Source organism: Micrococcus luteus (assembly GCF_014138885.1).
GTDB classification, from domain to species: domain Bacteria; phylum Actinomycetota; class Actinomycetes; order Actinomycetales; family Micrococcaceae; genus Micrococcus; species Micrococcus luteus.
On sequence record NZ_JACJIK010000001.1, the window covers coordinates 144,659 to 158,671 of the forward strand.

At 73.9% G+C, this 14,013-nt stretch carries 10 protein-coding genes; 4 read left to right on the forward strand and 6 right to left on the reverse strand.

Annotated features, from left to right (window positions below):
• Positions 1–27 precede the first annotated feature (27 nt).
• Positions 28–2,322, forward strand: a complete 2,295-nt coding sequence (locus HDA34_RS00595; RefSeq protein ID WP_134377124.1) for a RelA/SpoT family protein — start codon at positions 28–30, stop codon at positions 2,320–2,322.
• 11 nt (positions 2,323–2,333) lie between these two features.
• Here HDA34_RS00595 and HDA34_RS00600 read toward each other — a convergent pair whose 3' ends face one another.
• Together HDA34_RS00600 and HDA34_RS00605 are read right to left on the reverse strand one after the other, a co-directional pair.
• Complete coding sequence (locus HDA34_RS00600) at positions 2,334–2,951, reverse strand: hypothetical protein (protein ID WP_036380977.1); 618 nt, start codon at positions 2,949–2,951, stop codon at positions 2,334–2,336.
• Between the two features lie 85 nt (positions 2,952–3,036).
• On the reverse strand, positions 3,037–4,575 hold the full coding sequence (locus tag HDA34_RS00605) for a DUF349 domain-containing protein (RefSeq protein ID WP_095694637.1): 1,539 nt from the start codon (positions 4,573–4,575) through the stop codon (positions 3,037–3,039).
• Positions 4,576–4,749: 174 nt separating this feature from the next.
• On the opposite strand from HDA34_RS00605, the gene hisS reads away from it, so the two are divergent.
• A complete protein-coding gene (gene hisS, locus HDA34_RS00610) occupies positions 4,750–6,126 on the forward strand; it encodes a histidine--tRNA ligase (RefSeq protein WP_095694636.1) in 1,377 nt (458 codons plus the stop codon).
• Positions 6,127–6,185: 59 nt separating this feature from the next.
• Here the strand turns inward: hisS and HDA34_RS00615 are convergent, their stop codons facing one another.
• Positions 6,186–7,487 carry an APC family permease gene (locus HDA34_RS00615; protein WP_060973791.1) on the reverse strand — a complete coding sequence of 434 codons (1,302 nt, stop codon included), beginning with the start codon at positions 7,485–7,487 and terminating at the stop codon, positions 6,186–6,188.
• Between the two features lie 145 nt (positions 7,488–7,632).
• Between HDA34_RS00615 and aspS the strand changes: the two genes are divergently transcribed.
• The gene (gene aspS / locus HDA34_RS00620) at positions 7,633–9,447 is read left to right on the forward strand and encodes an aspartate--tRNA ligase (RefSeq protein WP_044659819.1); all 1,815 of its coding nucleotides are present in this window, start codon (positions 7,633–7,635) and stop codon (positions 9,445–9,447) included.
• A 45-nt stretch (positions 9,448–9,492) separates the two neighbouring features.
• Here the strand turns inward: aspS and dtd are convergent, their stop codons facing one another.
• The 3 genes from dtd to HDA34_RS00635 all read right to left on the reverse strand — a co-directional run bounded on the left by dtd (position 9,493) and on the right by HDA34_RS00635 (position 12,459).
• On the reverse strand, positions 9,493–9,945 hold the full coding sequence (gene dtd / locus HDA34_RS00625) for a D-aminoacyl-tRNA deacylase (RefSeq protein WP_036380968.1): 453 nt from the start codon (positions 9,943–9,945) through the stop codon (positions 9,493–9,495).
• A 44-nt stretch (positions 9,946–9,989) separates the two neighbouring features.
• A complete protein-coding gene (locus tag HDA34_RS00630; RefSeq protein WP_127445893.1) occupies positions 9,990–11,729 on the reverse strand; it encodes a choice-of-anchor I family protein in 1,740 nt (579 codons plus the stop codon).
• 139 nt (positions 11,730–11,868) lie between these two features.
• On the reverse strand, positions 11,869–12,459 hold the full coding sequence (locus HDA34_RS00635) for a DUF1697 domain-containing protein (RefSeq protein ID WP_134377125.1): 591 nt from the start codon (positions 12,457–12,459) through the stop codon (positions 11,869–11,871).
• Positions 12,460–12,511: 52 nt separating this feature from the next.
• Here HDA34_RS00635 and HDA34_RS00640 point away from each other — a divergent pair, with 52 nt between their 5' ends.
• A complete protein-coding gene (locus tag HDA34_RS00640) occupies positions 12,512–13,909 on the forward strand; it encodes a replication-associated recombination protein A (RefSeq protein WP_127435446.1) in 1,398 nt (465 codons plus the stop codon).
• The last annotated feature ends 104 nt before the right edge of the window (positions 13,910–14,013 follow it).

A 14,013-nucleotide genomic window follows, 5' to 3' on the forward strand; every position in this document is an offset into this window, starting at 1 on the left:
GGCCGCACGAGTCAGGAGGCGTGGCCCATGAGCGAGCAGGACCCCACTCCCGCCCCGGCCCGTCCCGCCCCGGTCCGGCCCCGCAGCCGGATCGCACGCCTGACCGGCCGGCACGCCACCGAGTACTCGCCCCTGCTCGAGCCGCTGATGCGCACCGTGCGGCAGCGAGCCACCAAGACCGAGCTGGCCGACATCGTCCGCGCCTTCGAGGTCGCCCGCGCGGCACACGAGGGGCAGATGCGGCGCTCCGGGGACCCGTACATCACCCACCCCGTCGCGGTCGCCACGATCCTCGCCGAGATCGGCGTGACCGGCCCGACCCTCCTGGCGGCCCTGCTGCACGACACCGTCGAGGACACGGACTACTCCCTGGAGCGCCTCCGCGCCGACTTCGGCTCCGACGTCGCCCTCCTCGTGGACGGCGTGACCAAGCTGGACAAGGTGACCTACGGCGCCGCGGCGCAGGCCGAGACCGTGCGCAAGATGGTCATCGCGATGGCCCAGGACGTGAACGTCCTGCTCATCAAGCTCGCCGACCGGCTGCACAACGCGCGGACGTGGCGGTACGTCTCCCCGGAGTCCAGCGCCCGCAAGGCCCAGGAGACCTTGGACATCTACGCCCCGCTGGCCCACCGGCTCGGCATGAACACCGTCAAGTGGGAGCTCGAGGACCTCTCCTTCGCCGCCCTCAAGCCCAAGATGTACGCGGAGATCGTGCGCCTCGTGGGGGAGCGCAACCCGGAGCGGGAGAAGCACATCGCGGCGCTGCGCACCGTGATCGAGGAGCACCTGCGCGAGCACCGGATCCGGGCGACCGTCACCGGACGGCCGAAGCACTACTACTCGATCTACCAGAAGATGGTGACGCGCGGGAAGGACTTCGACGACATCCACGACCTCACGGGCATCCGGGTGCTCGTGGACTCCGTGCGTGACTGCTACGCCGTGCTCGGCGTCATCCACGCGCGCTGGAACCCGGTCCCGGGCCGGTTCAAGGACTACATCGCGGTCCCGAAGCTCAACATGTACCGCTCCCTGCACACCACGGTGATGGTGCCGGGCGGCAAGCCGGTGGAGATCCAGATCCGCACGCAGGAGATGCACCGCCAGGCCGAGTACGGCGTCGCCGCGCACTGGCGGTACAAGGCCCAGGTCGCCGGCCAGGCGCCGGTGCAGGCCACGCCGGCCTGGCTGCGCTCGGTGATGGACTGGCAGGCGGACACCCGGGACCCGGACGAGTTCCTCGCCTCGCTGCGCACCCAGATCGGGGCGGACGAGGTGTACGTCTTCACGCCGAAGGGGGAGATCCGCACCCTGCCGGCCGGCTCCACGCCCGTGGACTTCGCCTACGCCATCCACACCGACGTCGGCCACCGCACCATCGGCGCCCGGGTCAACGACAAGCTCGTCCCGCTGTCCACGCCGCTCAGCCACGGCGACACCGTGGAGGTCTTCACCTCGCGCGCCGAGGACGCGGGGCCGAGCCGGGATTGGCTGGGCTTCGTGGTCTCGCCGCGGGCCCGGTCCAAGATCCGTCACCACTTCGCCACGCAGCGCCGCGACGAGCAGGCCGACCGGGGACGCGAGTCGCTGACCCGTCAGCTGCGCAAGGCCGGCATGGCCGTGCAGCAGGTGCTCGGCGGCGAGGAGCTGGTGCAGGTGGCCACGGATCTCGGCTACGCGGACCTCGACGGGCTGTTCGTGGCCCTCGGCGACGGCCACGTGTCCGCCCAGTCCGTGCAGGAACGCGTCGCGGAGCGCCTCGCTCCGCCGACGTCGACGCAGGCCGAGCCGGAGGGCGAGCTGACCGTCGGCGAGGTGGACCTGCAGGAGCTGGTCCCGGCCCAGTCGCGGCGCGCCCCCGCGCGGGCCACCAACGACGCCGGCGTGCTCGTGGACGGCGACGGCGGCGTCATGGCCAAGCTGGCACGGTGCTGCAACCCGGTGCCGCCGGACGCCATCGACGGGTTCGTCACCCGCGGCTCCGGGGTCTCCGTGCACCGGGTCGACTGTCCCAACCTGGCGACCCTGTTCGCGCAGGAGCCGGAGCGCCGCACCCCGGTCAGCTGGGCGCCGTCGCGGGACACCGTCTACCTGGTGGAGATCCAGATCGAGGCGCTGGACCGCAAGTCGCTGCTCTCCGACGTCACCCGGGTCCTCTCCGAGAACCACGTGAACATCCTCTCGGCCTCCGTGAACACCACCCGCGACCGCGTGGCGATGAGCCGGTTCGTCTTCGAGATGGGCGACCCCCGGTTCCTCGGCCACGTGATCGACGCGGTGCGCCGCATCGACGGCGTCTTCGACGTGCACCGCACCTGAGCCTCCCGGCCTCAGTCGGGGACGTCCAGCGCCGCCAGCAGCGCGCCCAGCCGGCGCCGGGCCGCCACGACGCCGGCACGGCGGGTCCGGCGGGCCAGCCGCTCCCGCAGCCCGGCGGCGCCGTGGGCGCCGATCACGGCGGCCGCGCGCCGCGCCGCATCCGGGTCGGCGCTGAGCAGCAGGTCTTCGACTGTCCGGGCGGGCGTCGTGACCCGCACGGGGCCGAAGCGGAGCACGTCGTGCTCGGCGGGGGCGACGCCCGTGGCATCGGCCGCGACGTCCGACTGCGTGAGCGTCCAGGGCAGCAGGCCCCCGCCGGCGGGGCGCCGGTGGAAGTGCGGCACGGCCGCGTGCAGCCGCCCGGGCGCCGCGCCGCCGGCCAGGATCCAGGCCGCCGACGGGCCGATCGCGGTCCAGCCGGCGGCCAGGAGCGGGCCGCCGAGGGTCCACAGGGCAGCGGCCCGGACCGCGGGATCGTCCGCGGCGTCCGGCCGCGCCCACACCCCGGGCAGCAGCGGCCGCACGGCGCCCCGCGCGCCGAGCGCCTGCAGCTCCGGCTCCGTGAAGGGGTCGCCCGCCAGCACGAGTGCCCCGGTCGGGGCGGTCTCCTCGATCGTCACGGTCGTCATGCCCGGATTCTGCCAGAGACGGGGACGCCCCCGCGGCCGCCTGTGGACAGGCGGGCCGCGGGGGCGTGCTCGAGACGGGTGGGGCTCAGCGGAGCTCGGAGGCCGAGGCCTCGAGGGCCTGCTTCCACTGCAGGCGCGCGTCGAGCGCCTCCTGGGCCTTCTTGACGGCGCGCTGGTCGCCCCGGGCCTGGGCCCGGGCGAGATCCGCCTCGAGCCCCGCGATGGTCTCCTCGAGCTGCGTGAGGGCGGAGTTCGTGCGGGCCTTGGTCTCCGGGTCGGTGCGGCGCCAGTGCTCGTTCTCCGCCTGCTTGAGGGCGTCCTCGAGCTTGCGGAAGCCCTCCTCCATCCGGCGGACGTCCCCGCGGGGCACGCGGCCGGCATCCTCCCACCGCCCGCGCAGCTCGTTGAGCGCGCGCCGTCCGGCCTTGACGTCCGTGAACGGGAGCAGCTTCTGGCCGTCGGCGAGGATCTGCTCCTTCACCTTCAGGTTGGCCCCGTACTCGCGGTCGATCTCCTGGTTCGCGGCCTTGCGGGCGGCGAAGAAGACGTCCTGGGCGGCGCGGAAGCGGGCCCAGAGGGCGTCGTCCTCCTTGCGGGAGGCCCGGGGGGCGCGCTTCCACTCGTCCATCAGGTCGCGGTACTTGCCGGCGGTCACGCCCCAGTCGGTGGAGGTGGACAGCTCCTCGGCACGGGCGATGAGACGCTCCTTGACCTGCTTGGCCTCGGCCGAGGCGGCGTCCAGCCGGGAGAAGTGGGCGCGGCGGGTCTTGTCGAACGCGGTGCGGGCGCCGCGGAAGCGCTTCCACAGGTCGTCCTCGACCGACTTGGCCAGACGCGGACCGGCCTTCTGGGCGGCCTTCCACTCCTCGAACAGCTCCGTCATGCGCTTGGACGCGGTCTTCCAGGGCATCCGCTCGGCCGGGGTCTGGGCGAAGGTCTCGGCCTCGGCGACGATGGCCTCGCGGGTGGCCAGCTGCTCGGCCTGGGCGGCCTGCCGGGCCTCCTGTTCCGCGGCGCGGTAGTCGCCCAGGAGGGTCTCCAGGGCCGCCAGGCGGGTGCGGAGGGCGTCCATGTCGCCGACCATGTGGCGCTCGTTCACCGCGGTCGTCATCTGACCCAGCGCCCGGCCCAGCTCACTCGAGGGGGCGCCGGCGGCGATGCGCTGCTCGAACAGGGCCATCTGGGCGCGCACGTCGTCGTACTTGCGCACGAAGTACGCCAGCGCGTCCTCGGTGCTCGCGTCCGGCACCTGGCCGACCGCGTGCTCCTCCTGCCCGTCCAGCAGCGTGACGTGGCCGTCCTCGCTCACCCGGGCGAACCTGGCGGCCTCCTCCACCGGGGTGGGCGGCACGGTCGGGGCCACGACGGGGGTCGGGGCGGCGGACGCGGCGGCGGGCGTCGCGGGGCGCACGGCGGCCGGGCTGGCCTTCTTCATCGCGGCCGGGGAGGGCACGGCGGGCGCCTCGGCGGGCTGGGAGGAATCACCGTGCGCCGGCGCGTCGGGGACGACCTCGGGGACGGGCCGGGCCTCGGCGGGCACGGTCGGCTCGGCGGCCTCGGCCGACGCGGGGGCGGCCTCGGTGGCGGGGGACTGCTGGTCGTCGGGCTGCATGTGATTGGTCACCGCTGGAACTCTCCCTGACTGCGCCGGCACGCAGTCGTCGAGGGATGCGGCCGGTCGGGATGGACACGAACAGGGCCAGCGTACCGGGCCGGACAGCGCCCGCGCCTAGAATGGGCCGGTGCGCCGGCGGGGGACCGTCGCGCGTCCCCGCCGTCGTCGTCTCGAAGGATCGCCATGTCCCGCAAGGCCTCCCTGTCCGGTTTCCACGAGTGGCTGCCCGCCGAGCGGCTCGTGGAGCAGCACGTGCTCGACACGCTGCGGCGGACCTTCGAGCTGCACGGGTTCGCCGGCATCGAGACCCGTGCCGTGGAGACCCTGGGCCAGCTGCTGCGCAAGGGCGAGGTGGACAAGGAGGTCTACGCGGTCTCCCGCCTGGCCGAGGACGAGGAGGTCGCCGCGGGCCGGCGCGATCCCAAGGACCCGGCCGACCCCAAGCGCCTGGCCCTGCACTTCGACCTCACCGTGCCGTTCGCCCGCTACGTCGTGGAGAACGCCGGCCACCTCGCCTTCCCCTTCCGTCGCTACCAGATGCAGAAGGTCTGGCGCGGGGAGCGCCCTCAGGAGGGCCGCGCCCGCGAGTTCACCCAGGCGGACATCGACGTCGTCGGCGACGGCGCCCTCTCGCCCCGGTACGACGCCGACGTCGCACTCGTGATGGCCGAGGCGCTCGGCGCCCTGCCGATCGGCGACTTCCTCATCCGCGTGAACAACCGCAAGCTCGCCGAGGGCTTCTACCGGGGCATCGGCCTGGAGGACACCGCCGGCGTGCTGCGCAGCATCGACAAGCTGGAGAAGGTCGGCCCGGAGGAGGTCGCGCGGCTGCTCCAGGAGGAGGTCGGCGCGAGCCCCGAGCAGGCTGCGCAGGCGCTGGCCCTGGCGGACATCCGCACGTCGGACGCCTCGTTCGTCGAGCGGGTCCGCGCCCTGGGGGTGACCCACGAGCTGCTCGAGGAGGGGCTGACCGAGCTGGCCGACGTCGTCGCCACCCTGCACCGCCGCGCCCCCGGGCGCGCCGTGGCGGACCTGTCCATCGCGCGCGGCCTGGACTACTACACGGGCACCGTCTACGAGACCGTCCTGGTGGGCCACGAGCAGCTCGGCTCGATCTGCTCGGGCGGCCGCTACGACGCGCTCGCGTCCAAGGGGAACCGCGTGTTCCCCGGTGTCGGGCTGTCCATCGGCGTGACGCGGCTGGTGATGCGCATGCTGTCCCAGCAGATGGCCGTGGCCTCCCGCTCCGTGCCGACCGCGGTGTACGTGGCGCTGACGGCGGACGAGGACTGGTCCGAGGCCCAGGACGTCGCGGCCCTGCTGCGACAGCGCGGCATCCCCGCGGAGGTCGCGGTGTCCGCGGAGAAGTTCGGCAAGCAGATCAAGTACGCGGATCGCCGCGGCATCCCGTTCGTCTGGTTCATGGGCCGGGACGATGCCGGCGCGCGGGTCCACGAGGTCAAGGACATCCGCTCCGGCGAGCAGCACGCCGCGGACCCGGCCGACTGGACCCCGCCGGCCGAGGACCTGCTGCCGCAGGTCGCCCGCGCGCAGGACTGAGCGGGCGGACCGCTGCGCCGGCCCCGGCGCGCGACGCCGACACCCGTCCGCGCGTCGGTTCACCGGCCCCGGCGCCCGGCCCGCACGAACGCGCGCCCGCCCACCCCGATCAGGAACACGCCCGCCATCGCGGCCACGGACATCGGCGGCAGGCTGAGGGCGAGCAGCAGGCACAGGGCCAGGCCGAGGACGTTGACGGCGCGGGGCACGCGCAGCGGGCGCAGCGGGCGCGGCCGGGCCGGGCGGCGGCCGTCGTCGTCCCCGCGCAGGGTCAGGGCGGACAGGTTCGCCACCGCGTAGTAGACGAGCACGCCGAACGAGCTGAAGCCCACCACGGTGAGGATGTCCGTGGTGAGCAGGAGCAGGATCACGGCCGCGGCCACCGTCAGCTGAGCCGTCCACGGCGTGCCGGTCCCCGCATGGACCCGTGCCAGGGGGCGGGGCAGGTCGGACTCGCGGGCCATGGCCAGGGCGGTGCGGGAGATGCCCGTCAGCAGGTTGAGCATGGCCCCGGCCGCGGCGAGGGCGGCGCCGGCCACCGCCACCCAGCCCCAGCCGGAGCCCAGGGCGGTCTCGAGCAGGTCGCGCACGGGCGCCGGGGACCGGGCCAGCCCGGAGGTCCCGAGGCCCGAGATCAGCGCCGTGGCGAGCAGCAGGTACAGCGCCACGGTCACGGCGAGGGCGATCAGGATGGCGCGCGGGATCGTGCGTGCGGGGTCGATGACCTCCTCACCCATGGTGGCCACGCGCGCGTAGCCGGCGAACGCGAAGAACAGGACGCCCGCGCCCATGAGCACGCCCTGCACGGGGGAGTCGACGCCGAGCGCCGCGGCCGAGCCCCCGGGGGCCTCGCGCGCCAGGCCTGCGCCGATGGCCAACACGAGCACGGCGAGCACGGGCACGAGGATCGCCAACGTCGCCTGCGCGGTCCGCGTCACGCCCGCCATCGCCACCCCGGTGAGCACGACGACGGCGGCCACGCCCGTCCACCGGGCCGCGGCGGCGTCGTCGGGGAAGAGGTACAGGCCGAGGGTGGCCGCCATCGCGGCCACCGACGCGGTCTTGCCCGTGACGAAGCCCCAGCCGGCGACGAAGCCGGCCCACGGGTGCAGCTGCCGCCGGCCGTAGACGTAGGCGCCGCCGGACTCGGGGTGGACGGTGGCCAGCTGCGCCGTGGACAGGGCGTTGCACAGGGCCGCGACGGCCGCGACCGCCAGGGCCCCGTACAGCAGGCCGGGGTGGCCGCCGGTGAGCGCGGCCGCCAGGCCGATCGCGGTGAACACGCCCGCGCCGATCATCGAGCCGAGGCCGATCGCGACGGCGTGGAGCAGGGTCAGGCGGCGCTGCAGGGCGGCGGTCATGACGGGGTCCTCCTGGGCTGGGGCAGTGTGGACGGGGCACTAGACTGACGGGAACGGCGCGCGCCCGCCCCGCAGGCGTATCACACGGCGTCGACCATCACATGAACCCCGCACATCGTCCGGCGACCGGACGGAGAGGATCCTCGTGCTGCGCACCCACTCCCTCGGCGAGCTCAACGCCTCGCTCATCGGCCAGACCGTCACCGTCACCGGCTGGGTGGCGCGGCGGCGCGACCACGGCGGCGTGGCCTTCGTGGACCTGCGCGACGCCTCGGGCTTCGCCCAGGTCGTGGTGCGGGACGAGGCGGACTTCGACCCGCTGCGCAACGAGTGGGTCCTGCAGGTCACCGGCACGGTCGAGCGCCGCCCCGAGGGCAATGAGAACCCGAACCTGCCCTCCGGTGAGATCGAGCTGATCGCGGAGACCGTGACGGTGCTCAACACCGCCGCCGCGCTGCCGTTCCAGGTGGACGAGCACGTGGAGGTCGGCGAGGAGGCCCGGCTGCGCCACCGCTACCTGGACCTGCGCCGCCCGCAGCCCTCGCGCATCATGCGCCTGCGCTCCGAGGTCAACCGGACGGCGCGCGAGCTGCTGCACGGCGAGGGCTTCGTGGAGGTCGAGACCCCGACACTCACGCGCTCGACGCCGGAGGGCGCCCGCGACTTCCTCGTCCCGGCCCGCCTGGCTCCCGGCTCCTGGTACGCCCTGCCGCAGTCACCGCAGCTGTTCAAGCAGCTGCTGCAGGTGGGCGGGATCGAGAAGTACTACCAGATCGCCCGCTGCTACCGCGACGAGGACTTCCGCGCGGACCGCCAGCCCGAGTTCACCCAGCTGGACATCGAGGCCTCCTTCGTGGAGCAGGACGACGTGATCGCCCTCGGCGAGAAGATCGTCAAGGCCCTGTGGGCCCTCGTCGGTGTGGACGTCCCGACGCCGATCCGCCGCATGACCTACGCCGAGGCGATGGAGAAGTACGGCTCGGACAAGCCGGACCTGCGCTTCGGCCTCGAGCTGACGGACCTGACCGAATACTTCAAGGACACCCCGTTCCGCGTGTTCCAGAACGAGTACGTGGGCGCCGTCGTGATGCCGGGCGGCGCCTCCCAGGCCCGCCGCACCCTCGACGCGTGGCAGGAGTGGGCCAAGCAGCGCGGCGCCAAGGGCCTGGCCTACGTGCTCATCCAGGAGGACGGCGAACTGACCGGCCCGGTGTCCAAGAACATCTCCGAGGAGGAGAAGGCCGGCCTGGCCGCCGCCGTGGGCGCGAACCCGGGCGACTGCGTGTTCTTCGCCGCCGGCAAGCCGAAGGAGTCCCGCGCGCTGCTGGGCGCGGCCCGCGTGGAGATCGGCCGTCGCTGCGGGCTGTTCACCGACGCCGGTGACGGCGTGGCCGCGAAGGACGCCGACTGGGCGTTCGTGTGGGTCGTGGACGCGCCGATGTTCGAGCCGGCCGCCGACGCCGTGGCCTCGGGCGACGTCGCCGTGGGCGCGGGCGCCTGGACCGCCGTGCACCACGCGTTCACCTCGCCCAAGCCGGAGTTCGCGGACACCTTCGACACCGACCCGGGCTCGGCCCTGGCCTACGCCTACGACATCGTGTGCAACGGCAACGAGATCGGCGGCGGTTCCATCCGCATCCACCGTCAGGACGTGCAGGAGCGCGTGTTCGAGGTCATGGGCCTGTCCCCGGAGGAGGCGAACGAGAAGTTCGGCTTCCTGCTCGAGGGCTTCAAGTACGGCGCCCCGCCGCACGGCGGCATCGCGTTCGGCTGGGACCGCGTGGTCGCCCTGCTGGCCGGCACCGACTCGATCCGCGAGGTCATCGCGTTCCCGAAGACCGGCGGCGGCTTCGACCCGCTGACGGCCGCACCGGCGCCCATCACCGCTCAGCAGCGCAAGGAGGCCGGCGTCGACGCGCAGCCGGAGCCGAAGCAGGCCGAGGCCGAGCCGGGAGCCTGATCCGGGCCCGCGGCGGGCCCGGGGCGGGTCCGCAGCGGGCCCGCCTCAGCCGCGCTGCGGCCCGGCCAGCTCGTCCGAGTCCACGATCAGCGTGAACGGCCCGGAGTTGGTGAGGGAGACGTCCATCATCGCGCCGAACACCCCGCGCTCCACGCGCACGCCGGCGGCCTCGAGCTCGGCCGTGAACCGCTCGTAGAGCGGCTCGGCCTGGTCGCCCTTCGCCGCGCGCGTCCAGGACGGCCGCCGGCCCTTCCGCACGTCGCCGTACAGCGTGAACTGGCTGACGACGAGCGCCAGGGCGCCGGCGTCGGTGAGGGACCGCTCGCCGTCGAGCATGCGGAGCCCGGCCACCTTGCGGGCCACCTGGACGGCCTCGGCCTCCGTGTCCGTGACTGACACTCCGAGCAGGATCACCAGCCCCTCGCCCTCGAAGGAGCCGACCACCTCGCCATCCACGACGACGGAAGCGGAACGGGCGCGTTGCAGAACGGCTCTCATGCAGCCATTCTGCAACGCGCCCGGAACCGGTCCGCGTCAGCGGATCACTGACGACGGGTCGGATCCACCTCGTACACGGTGGTCGAGCCGGAGACCTCGTTGGCGACGATCAGCAGGGCGGTGCCGGAGGGGGACTCGTCGGCCGGCACGAAGGTCAGGCCCTCGGCGCCCATGTCACCCAGGCCGGCCGCGGCGTCGTCGCCCGCGGCATCCCAGTCACGGTCGTTGACGTAGTCCACGTAGGTGGCGTTCCGCGGGTCGGTGATGTCGAAGACCATCACGCCGCCGATGCGCTCGAGGCCCACGAACGCGTAGGTGCGGCCCTGGATCGTGCCCACCACCACGGACTCGGGCTCGGGGCCCTTGTCATCCGAACGGGAGTCCCCGGACGGGGTCTCGTCGTTGTTCGCGTTGAACGCGTGCTCCGGCAGCTCGCCGGCGGCCACGAGCCGGGCGATCTGCTCTTCGATCATGCCGGCGGAGTCGAACAGGCGGGTGCCGTCCGCGGTGTAGATGGAGAAGGACCGGCCGCCCAGTGTGGTCAGGGAGGAGTGGCACTCGCGCTCAGAGTCGTAGCCGAGGTCGGTGAGCACCTTCAGGCGGCCCAGGGCATCCTTCTTCTGCAGGGCCTTGGCCCCCGGGAACTCGGCGGCGCACAGGTCCAGGTCGCTGACGCGCTCGGAGTCGTTGAAGTCGCCCCACTCCCGCCCGTCACCCTCGTTGGCGGTGACGACCAGGTTCTGACCGCGCCAGCGGTACGTGTCGATGCCGTCGGGCATGGGCAGGCCGTCGACCGGCCAGTGGCCCAGCTCGATGCCGCCGTCCTTGTCCGAGGCGTCCAGCATGCCCTCGGTGGACCAGTCGGTGGGCGTCAGCGCCCAGAGGTCCTCCAGCGTGGCGGACTTCAGGTCCACGACGGCGACGGCGTTGGCCTCCTGCACGGACACGTAGGCGGTGCGTCCGGGCGGGTCGACGGTGACGTACTCCGGCTCGAGGTTGCGGGCCACCCGACCGGCGGGCTCGTGACCGGCGGGCACGGCCACATCGGGGCCGGAGACGCGCACGCCGGCGGGCAGGGCGGTGCCGGCGTCGTAGGCGCGGAAGTCCACGGTGCGCACCGCGTCTTGGGTCAGGCGGGAGAACTGCTGGGCGTTCTTCGGCACGGAGACCACGGAGATCGTGCCCTCCGGGTCGACGGAGAAGTCGTCGGCCGGTTCGCCCTCGTTGGCGACCACCACGTACGCCCCGTTCGGGGAGAAGGCCAGCGAGTCCGGCAGGGCGCCCACCCGCACGCCGCCGAGGTAGCGCAGGGTGGTGGTGTCGAAGAACACGACCCAGCCGTGGTCGGTCTTCTCGGCGGCCTCCACGGCGACGGCCATCACGCCGCCGGAGACGGCCACGGAGTTCACCGTGGCGCCCTTGTCCGTGACGGAGCCGTCCGCGGTGCGCAGGCCCTCGGCGGAGAGGGTCCGCTCGGCCACGGGGGCGGCGTCGGCGCCCAGGCGCATGACGTCGACGGCGCCGCGCTGCGCGTTCACCACGAACAGGCGGCCGGAGACCGCGTCGAAGGCCGGGATCTCGGCGGCGGACTCGCCGAACACGCCGGTCCCGTGGGTGCCGGCGCGGGTGAGCTCGATGCTCTTGCCGGACGGGTTGGCGGCGATGGCGGCGCGCTGGGCCGTGGCCGAGTGCGGGGCGGGCGCGCTGAGGGAGGCCGGGGCGAGGAAGGCCGTGGACAGGGCCGCGGCGGTGACGGCCGTGGCGAGGCGTGCGAGGCGAGGCATGGATGCTCCAGTCAGGGCAGGGAGGCGGAGGACGGGGTCACCCCATCGCACGGATGTGAACGGACCGTGACGCCCCGGCCAGCGCGCGGTGTCCCGCGGGTGTCGACGCCCCGGACGCCCCGCGTGCCGTCCGCCGAGGTCAGTCCTCGCTCGGCAGCCCCGCGAGCACCCGCACCGTCGTGAGGTTCCGGGCCGTGCCGCGCACCCCGAGCGCCCGGTCGAGGCGGGCCGGGGTGAGCGGGGAGTCGGCGACCCCCGTGGCGCAGCGCATCCACAGCAGCCGTCCCTCCAGGGCCGTGCGATCCGGCCCCGCGGGTCGGTCGTCCCCGTGGTCGAGCGCGGCCAGGGCGGCGGCCGCCTCGGGTGCGGGGTCGTCCTCGAGCACGGTGAGCTGCGTGCGTTTCGGCTCGCCGCCGGCCCAGGGGAGCGCGTCGTGCAGCTCCAGGGCGCGCCGGAGCGTGCCCACGTCCACGAGGACCACGGGGACGTCGAGGCCGCCCTCCTCACGCGCCCGTCGCGCGAACCCCTGCCGCACGCCCTCGGCGGCCGCGTCGGAGGACGCCCGGAACAGGACGTTGCCGCTGGCCAGGTGGGTGGTGACCGCCTCCCCGCCGGCGGCCTGGGCCCAGCGGATCAGCGTGTCCTTGCCGACACGGTTGCTCCGCCCCACGTTGATCCCGCGCAGCAGCAGGACGTGGGTGTGGTCGGTGCGCGGGGCGGCGGGGCTCATGCGGCCATGATGCCACCCACGCCCCCGCGGGCCGAGGACTACCCTGGACCCGATGGACGACCTCTTCAGCGCCGTGCACACCGGGGCCGACGACGACGGCCCGGCCGGCACCGTGGCCGCCCCGCACCCCGGCGCACCGCTGGCCGTGCGCATGCGCCCGCGCACGCTGGATGACGTGCTGGGCCAGCGGCACCTCATGCGGCCGGGCTCCCCGCTGCGCAAGCTCGCCGAGCCCGATCCGGACTCCGCCGCGGGACCGAGCTCGGTCATCCTCTACGGGCCTCCGGGCATCGGCAAGACGACGCTGGCCCACGTGATCGCCCGCGCCCCCGGGCGCACGTTCACGGAGCTGTCCGCGATCACGGCCGGTGTGAAGGACGTGCGGCAGGTGATGGAGCAGGCCCAGCGCGAACGGGACCTCTACGGGCGCACCACCGTCCTGTTCCTCGATGAGATCCACCGCTTCTCCAAGGCGCAGCAGGACGCGCTGCTGCCGGGCGTCGAGAACCGCTGGGTCGTGCTGGTGGCCGCGACCACGGAGAACCCGTCCTTCTCCGTGATCGCACCCCTGCTCTCCCGGTCGCTGCTGCTCACGCTGCGTCCCCTCACGGACGACGACATCGTCGGGCTGCTGGACCGTGCCGTGACCCAGGAGCGCGGGCTCAACGGCGCCGTGGTGCTCCAGGACGACGCGCGGGACTACCTGGTGCGGATGGCCGGCGGCGACGCGAGGCGGGCGCTCACGGTGCTGGAGGCCGCGGCCGGCGTCGCCCTGGACAAGGCGCGCGAGGCCGGCCGGGCGGGGGAGGGCGCCGTCGCGGTCACGGAGGAGGACGCCGCGCAGGCGATGGACCACCACGTCCAGCGCTACGACAAGGACGGCGACCAGCACTACGACGTGATCAGTGCCTTCATCAAGTCCATCCGCGGCTCGGACGTGGACGCGTCGATGCACTACCTCGCCCGGATGCTGGAGGCGGGGGAGGACCCCCGGTTCATCGCCCGGCGGCTGATCATCTCCGCGTCCGAGGACGTGGGCATGGCCGACCCGACCGCGCTGCAGACCGCCGTGGCCGCCGCCCAGGCCGTGCAGCTGATCGGCATGCCGGAGGGACGCATCATCCTGGCGCAGGCCGTGACGCATCTGGCCACCGCGCCGAAGTCCAACGCGAGCTACACCGCCGTGAACGAGGCGATCGCGGACGTGCGGGCCGGCCACACGGGCGCGGTGCCGGCGCACCTGCGGGACGCGCACTACCCCGGCGCGGCGGCCCTCGGCCACGGCCAGGGCTACGTCTACAGCCACGACGAGCCGCACGCCGTCGCCCGTCAGCAGTACGCGCCGGACCCCCTGGTCGGGAGGGACTATTACCGGCCCAAGCCCATCGGACACGAGAAGCGGCTCACCGAGCAGGTGGCCGCGCTGCGCCGGATCATCCGCGGCGACTGAGCGCGCGCCGGGCCCGGGGGCGGACGCCTCGGGCGGCCGCGCGGAATAAAGACGCCCGGATCACCGGTTGTCCAGGGATGAGCGGGGCGGTCGACGTCGGCCCG

What these genes read in the sequence shown, in the direction of transcription:
- HDA34_RS00630 (WP_127445893.1), bottom strand. Translation starts at nt 11,729, where the DNA reads ATGCCTCGCCTCGCACGCCTCGCCACGGCCGTCACCGCCGCGGCCCTG.
- HDA34_RS00640 (WP_127435446.1), top strand. Translation starts at nt 12,512, where the DNA reads ATGGACGACCTCTTCAGCGCCGTGCACACCGGGGCCGACGACGACGGC.
- HDA34_RS00615 (WP_060973791.1), bottom strand. Translation starts at nt 7,487, where the DNA reads ATGACCGCCGCCCTGCAGCGCCGCCTGACCCTGCTCCACGCCGTCGCG.
- HDA34_RS00600 (WP_036380977.1), bottom strand. Translation starts at nt 2,951, where the DNA reads ATGACGACCGTGACGATCGAGGAGACCGCCCCGACCGGGGCACTCGTG.
- HDA34_RS00595 (WP_134377124.1), top strand. Translation starts at nt 28, where the DNA reads ATGAGCGAGCAGGACCCCACTCCCGCCCCGGCCCGTCCCGCCCCGGTC.
- HDA34_RS00635 (WP_134377125.1), bottom strand. Translation starts at nt 12,459, where the DNA reads ATGAGCCCCGCCGCCCCGCGCACCGACCACACCCACGTCCTGCTGCTG.
- dtd (WP_036380968.1), bottom strand. Translation starts at nt 9,945, where the DNA reads ATGAGAGCCGTTCTGCAACGCGCCCGTTCCGCTTCCGTCGTCGTGGAT.
- hisS (WP_095694636.1), top strand. Translation starts at nt 4,750, where the DNA reads ATGTCCCGCAAGGCCTCCCTGTCCGGTTTCCACGAGTGGCTGCCCGCC.